The sequence below is a fragment of the Rhodococcus sp. R1101 genome (genome assembly GCF_000278445.1).
Classification (GTDB): Bacteria; Actinomycetota; Actinomycetes; order Mycobacteriales; family Mycobacteriaceae; genus Rhodococcus; species Rhodococcus gordoniae.
The window spans coordinates 1-5,935 of the sequence record NZ_AJVB01000236.1 but is presented as its reverse complement, the minus strand read 5'-3'; the positions used below and the strand labels follow the sequence as shown (position 1 = coordinate 5,935).

Here is a 5,935-nt window from a genome sequence, read left to right as displayed (position 1 = left end):
GGAGGGAAGTAAGGACATGCCCGCGCCGAAGTTGCTCTATCTGCCGCCTCCCGTTGCCGAGGAGTGGGATTGGCAGATGGACGCGGCTTGTCGCGACGCGGACGGCTCGTTGTTCTTCCACCCGGACAACGAACGGGGCGACGCGAGGGAGAACCGCATGGCCTCGGCCAAGAAGGTGTGCGCTCGTTGTCCGGTGCGGCAGAAGTGCTTGCAGTACGCCGTCGATTCCGGTGAACGCTACGGGATCTGGGGCGGGCTCACGGAGGACGAACGCGCCCGGGTGAGAAGGGTCCGCCGGCGCCACACCGGCCGGTGACACCGAGCGTCGTCACCTGTCCGCGACGACTCGTCCGATGACCCGGGCGGCCTCTCGGAAGGCCGCCGGATTCGGGCCGGCGAAGTTGAGCCGGAGGTATTGTCCGGTGGGTTCTGTCGGGAACCACTCGTCGCCCGCCGCGACGAGCACCCCGGCGGCCTCGCAGTCGCGGGCGACCGCCTGGGCGTCGGCGTCGTCGGGGAGCCTGCCCCACAGGTTGAGCCCACCGGGCGGTAGTCCGTCGAATTCCACCTCGGGTGCGTGCTCACGGAGTTCGTTCGCGAGGAGGTTGCGGCGGGATTCGAGTTCGCGACGGACTGCCCGCAGGTGGGTCTGCCACGCGGGTTGGGTGACGACGTCGATCGCGACGGTCTGGAGAACGCCGCTCACGTAGACGGATTCGGCCTGCACGTCGGCGAGGATGCGTTCGCGAGCGGGTCCTCGCGCCACGATCGCCGCGACCCGCACCGACGGTGCGACGCTCTTGGTCAGCGAGCGGATGTAGACGACGTGGCCGGAGTCGTCGCGTGCGAACAGTGGAACGGACGGGGTGGAGATCCCGAAGTCGTGGGCCCAGTCGTCCTCGATGACGAACGCTCCCGCATCGCGCACCACGTCGAGCACCCGCTCGCCGATCGACGACGACCATTGCGACCCTGTGGGATTCGCGAAGTTCGGTTGCGCGTAGAAGGCGCGCGCCCGGGTCCGGTCGAACGCGCGGGCCACTTCGTCGGGATCGGGTCCGTTGGGACCGCTCGAGACGGGCACGAGTTGTACACCCGCCTTCGTGGCGGCGAGGATCGCTCCCCAATAGGTAGGTGACTCCACCACGAGGGGATTGCCGGCGCCGACGAGTGCGCGGAAGATCGAACCGAGGCCGCTCTGGCTGCCGGGTGTGATGATCACGTCGCCCGCGAACGGTGGCGCGGTGCGCGCGTTCGTCGCTTCCGTCAGTTCCGTGGCGAACCATGCCTGCAGTTCGGGAAGTCCTGCGGCAGGGGTCCGTTCGACGGCGGCATTGCTGCGGGAAGCCCGCGAATACGCTCCGCGGACGAGACGTTCGGGAAGCAGTGTGCGGTCGGGGTAACCGGAGTGGAGCGCAACCACGTCGTTGGCCACCGCCCGCAGGGCAGCAGAGGCGCGGGCAAGCGGGGGAGCCGTTCCGAGCGCTTCGGTCTGCCAACTGTGATCGATCGTGTTCGACATGCGGATCTGCCGTACGAAGGTGCCGACACCGGAACGGCTCTCCACGAGCCCCCGCGCCTGGAGCGTTCGCAGTGCCTTCTGCACCGTGACGGGACTGACGCCGTACTGCGCGACGAGCGACCTCGTCGAGGGCAGTCGGGCACCGGGCGCAGCGGTGGCGAGCCACCGGGTCAGTTCCGCGACGAGTTGCGAACTGCTACTGTTCGACATGAGAGTACAGAGTAGCGCTATCATTTCGGACCGGCCAGTGCTATCCCCCGATCCTCGCGGGCTGGCCTGGGGTCTTCTCGGCGTCGCAGGCTTCTCCCTGACAGTGCCGCTGACCCGAATCGCCGTCGAGGGCGGGGTGATGTCACCGCTGTTCGTCGCCGCCGGTCGTGCGGTCGTCGCAGCGGTTCTCGCCGCTCTCGCGCTCGCGTTCACGGGACAACGACTCCCGAACGGACATCAGTGGGGCAGAATCGCCGTCGTCGCGGGCGGCGTGGTGATCGGATTTCCCCTGCTCACCTCGTACGCCTTGACCACGGCACCGGCGAACCGCAGCGCGATCGTCATCGCAATCCTCCCCGCAGCGACCGCGGTGGTCGCGGTACTGCGTGCCCGCGAACGGCCCCCGGCGCCGTTCTGGGTCGCGGCAACTGCGGGGACGCTCGCCGTCATGGTCTTTGCCGGCCTACGCGATGGAGGCTTCGAGGGCTTCGGCCGAGCCGATCTGCTGTTGCTCGGTGCGGTGGTGGCCGCCGCTCTCGGCTACGCCGAAGGCGGTCTGCTGGCACGGGAGATCGGTGCGTGGCAGACGATCTCGTGGGCACTGGTTCTGGCGTCGCCGCTCATGGTGTCACTCACCCTCGTCTCGTTCACCGCCGGGCTGCCGCAAGGCGGTGTGACGCACTGGGCGTCGTTCGCGTATCTCGGCGTCGTCAGCATGTTCCTCGGCTTCTTCGCGTGGTATCGAGGTCTGGCGATCGGGCCGATGGCGCGGGTCGGTCAGGTTCAGCTCACCCAGCCGATCATGACGGTCGGCTGGGCCGCGTGGCTGCTGGGAGAACCGCTGACCTGGGCGGTCGTTGCGGGCGGTGCCGCCGTCGTGCTGTGTGCCGGCACCGCCGTTCGCGTCCGCCGCACCTGAGGTGCGTCAATCCTTGCCGAGGACGAAGTCCCATCGCGAATTCCGAAGTGGACAGCGACATTCCGTACTGCGACAGCGTGTACGAGGGGTGGACGCCGGCTGGTGGGGGCATGTCGACCGTGCACTGTTCCCGTCAGCATCGGGTGCACGTCGAGACAGGCGAGGAGGGCGTTCCGCAACTCGGTCACGAACCGAGCGTAAGTGAGGTCCTCCCATCAAAGAATGAGGTTCTCTCCCTACGCGGTGAATCCCTGCGAGCAGAAGTCCCAGACCTCGTCGGCCGTGATGGGACGGTTCGTGCTGTCGTCGCCCCCGTTGGACTGAGCGATGAACATCACGGTCTGCATCGTCATGAGGGCCATCCGTTTCGGGTTCAACCCTTCGCGCAGGCTGCCCTCGGCATCGACCTTCTCCATCAGTTCTGTGAACAGCGCAAGCATGGAGGCGTGCGCGACCTTCACCTCTGCAGGATGCGTGAGCAGCAGCTGCGCCGCGAAGTCGGTGAACAGCGGTCGCTGAGCCGTGGGATCGGGCCGGGACGACTCGAACAGCAACTTCACCGCGACACGCAGCTGGTCGAGAGGGGCCTTCTCGCCGGCGGCAGCGGCGCGGATCTGGTCGGCAGAGCGGCTCAAGGCGTCCTCGAAGAGGGCGAGCAGCAGCTCGTGCTTACCGTCGAACTGCAGGTAGAAGCTGCGAAGCGACTGCTTGGAGCGGTCGACGACCTCCTGGACCGTGAAGTCGGTGCTGCCTTTTTCCGTGATGATCGCCTGCGCGGCGTCGAGGAAGCGCTGAACGCGCTGCTCGGCGCGCAGTTTGGCTGTCCGGAGGGAGCGCTCGACTGCGCGTTGCTTCCAGGCCGGTTCTTCGCTGGGGCCCGTCACTGCCGGGATCGCCCTGTGTCGCGGGGGGTGGACATAGGAGCACTGTACCGGAGCGTAGGGGCGCACAACGGGATCGACCTCCCGTTCCTGCACCGATACGAGGATCGTCCTCTCCCTTACAGAGAGTGTTATTCTGACGCGCGTACCGGGCTCGGCGCCGGGAAAGGAGGCAGTCGGACGGTACGCGGCGGCGACCACCTCGTCGTCCACAGCCGGAAGGTCTGGACCTGCATCTCTGGGCGCGTGGGGTATTCGATACCGGAATCGTCGTTCGCTGCGTCAATTTCGGTAGCGGACGACGATTCCGGTCGCGGAGGGACAGCCCCGAAACGTGTGTGTCGGACGTGATTTTCCCGATCGGATCGTGGAGTGAATCACGTTGTCCCCTGTACGGACGTGCACCGGAACGAAGTATTGGAAGGAAGGTTCTCTTCTGAAAGAATAAAATTCCGGACGAGATCGAAGGAGCACCATGACGCCCGACGAGCTGTGCGACAAGTACGCCATCACCGAACTCCTCTACCGCTATGCGACGGCGGTGGACACCAAGGACTGGAAGAAGATGACGTCGGTCTTCACCGAGGACGCCCATCTGGACTACAGCTCCGTGGGTTTTTCGCCCGGACCGAGGGACGACGTGCTGGCGCAGTTGCAGAAGGCACTGTCGTACCTGCCGATGTCGCAGCATTTCATCACCAACGTCGAGGTCGATCTCGACGGCGACCGGGCGACGGTGCGAGCGATGTTCTACAACCCGATGCAACTCCCCGGCGTCGACGGCCTGACCTATTGCGGGGGCAACTATCACCACGAGGTCGTGCGAACGGAAGACGGCTGGAAGAGTTGCCGCCTCACCGAAGAGAGCCTGTGGTTCTCCAACCATCCCGACCCGGCGAAGAACCAGGTGCGCTGATTGCCGATCGTCGACCGGGGTAACCGACCGACATGGACCAGTCGGAAGCCCCGTTGCTCGATGCTCTCGCGCAGTACCACCGGCTCGACCGATACGGCTACTCCCCGCCGGGACACCGGCAGGGCCGCGGCGTGGACGACCGAGTAGCGCACGTGCTCGGAAGGGATCCCTTCCGAGCGGATGTCCTCGCTTCGGGCGGTCTCGACGATCGGCTGTCGCGCAACGGTTATCTCAGCAGAGCCGAAGAACTCATGGCCGAAGCGGTCGGAGCCGAGCAGGCCTTCTTCTCGACCTGCGGCAGTTCGTTGTCGGTCAAGGCTGCCATGATGGCGGTCGCCGGCAACGATCCCGGAGGGTTGCTGCTCGGCCGCGACTCGCACAAGTCGATTGTCGCCGGACTGATCTTCAGTGGTGTCACCCCGCGCTGGATCACCCCGCGGTGGGACGAGGAGATGCACTTCTCCCATCCGCCGTCGCCACAACAGGTTCGTCGGATGTGGGACGAGTACCCCGACGCAGCAGGGGCGCTGATCGTCAGTCCCAGCCCCTACGGGACGTGCGCCGACATCGGGGGTATCGCCGATGTCTGCCACGAACGTGGCAAGCCGCTCATCGTCGACGAAGCGTGGGGAGCGCACCTGCCCTTCCATGACGACCTGCCGACCTGGGCGATGGACGCCGGAGCCGATGTCTGCGTGGTGAGTGTGCACAAGATGGGTGCCGGTTTCGAGCAGGGCTCGGTGTACCACGTCCAGGGCGATCTGGTCGACGCGGCGCACCTCTCGGCGTGCGCCGACCTCCTCATGACCACCAGCCCGAACGTGCTGATCTACTCGGCGATCGACGGATGGCGACGCCAGATGGTCGAGCACGGCACCGAATTGCTCGACAAGGCTCTCGACCTGGCCCGGAGCACTCGGGCAAGGATCCGAGGGATCGACGGGATCGCGGTCCTCGACGACCGGCTGCTCGGCGACGAGGCCTCGCACGACCTGGACCGGATGCAGATCCTCATGGACCTCGACGAACTCGGGGTCTCCGGATATCAGTGTGCCGACTGGTTGCGCGAACATTGCCATGTCGACGTCGGCATGACCGATCACCGCAGGATCCTCGCCACGATGTCCATGGCCGACGACGAGGACACCGCCGATCGGCTCGTCGAATCACTCGAGGCGTTGTCCCGGGCGGCGGAGTCCTTCGATGCGCCGCCGCGGATCGATCTGCCGAGTCCGGACGAACTGCAGCTCGAATCCGTGATGTCCCCGCGTGACGCGTTCTTCGGCCGGACCGAGATGGTGCCGGCAGACCGCGCTGCCGGCCGCATCGCGGCGGAACAGCTCACCCCGTATCCGCCGGGCATCCCCGCGGTGGTGCCGGGCGAGCGACTCGACCGGGCGGTCGTGGACTATCTCCGCAGCGGTGTGGGCGCCGGGATGAACGTGCCCGACGCGACCGACGGTGCCCTCGACGAGTTCCGGGTGGTC

At 66.5% G+C, this 5,935-nt stretch carries 6 protein-coding genes; 4 read left to right on the top strand and 2 right to left on the bottom strand.

The features are described 5' to 3' along the window. The first annotated feature begins 16 nt into the window (after positions 1-16). Complete coding sequence (locus R1101_RS0114680; RefSeq protein ID WP_026003293.1) at positions 17-316, top strand: WhiB family transcriptional regulator; 300 nt, start codon at positions 17-19, stop codon at positions 314-316. Positions 317-328: 12 nt separating this feature from the next. Here the strand turns inward: R1101_RS0114680 and R1101_RS0114675 are convergent, their stop codons facing one another. Next, a complete protein-coding gene (locus tag R1101_RS0114675; protein ID WP_016934159.1) occupies positions 329-1,732 on the bottom strand; it encodes an aminotransferase-like domain-containing protein in 1,404 nt (467 codons plus the stop codon). Between the two features lie 37 nt (positions 1,733-1,769). Here R1101_RS0114675 and R1101_RS0114670 point away from each other — a divergent pair, with 37 nt between their 5' ends. Next, on the top strand, positions 1,770-2,651 hold the full coding sequence (locus tag R1101_RS0114670; protein ID WP_026003292.1) for a DMT family transporter: 882 nt from the start codon (positions 1,770-1,772) through the stop codon (positions 2,649-2,651). Between the two features lie 236 nt (positions 2,652-2,887). Here the strand turns inward: R1101_RS0114670 and R1101_RS0114665 are convergent, their stop codons facing one another. Further along, positions 2,888-3,535: a TetR/AcrR family transcriptional regulator gene (locus R1101_RS0114665; RefSeq protein ID WP_016934157.1), complete on the bottom strand. Its 648-nt coding sequence runs from the start codon at positions 3,533-3,535 to the stop codon at positions 2,888-2,890. 472 nt (positions 3,536-4,007) lie between these two features. Here R1101_RS0114665 and R1101_RS0114660 point away from each other — a divergent pair, with 472 nt between their 5' ends. Further along, the gene (locus R1101_RS0114660; protein ID WP_016934156.1) at positions 4,008-4,448 is read left to right on the top strand and encodes a nuclear transport factor 2 family protein; all 441 of its coding nucleotides are present in this window, start codon (positions 4,008-4,010) and stop codon (positions 4,446-4,448) included. A gap of 32 nt (positions 4,449-4,480) precedes the next feature. Next, positions 4,481-5,935 (top strand): aminotransferase class I/II-fold pyridoxal phosphate-dependent enzyme (locus R1101_RS0114655; RefSeq protein ID WP_016934155.1); only part of this gene is annotated, 1,455 nt, incomplete at its 3' end.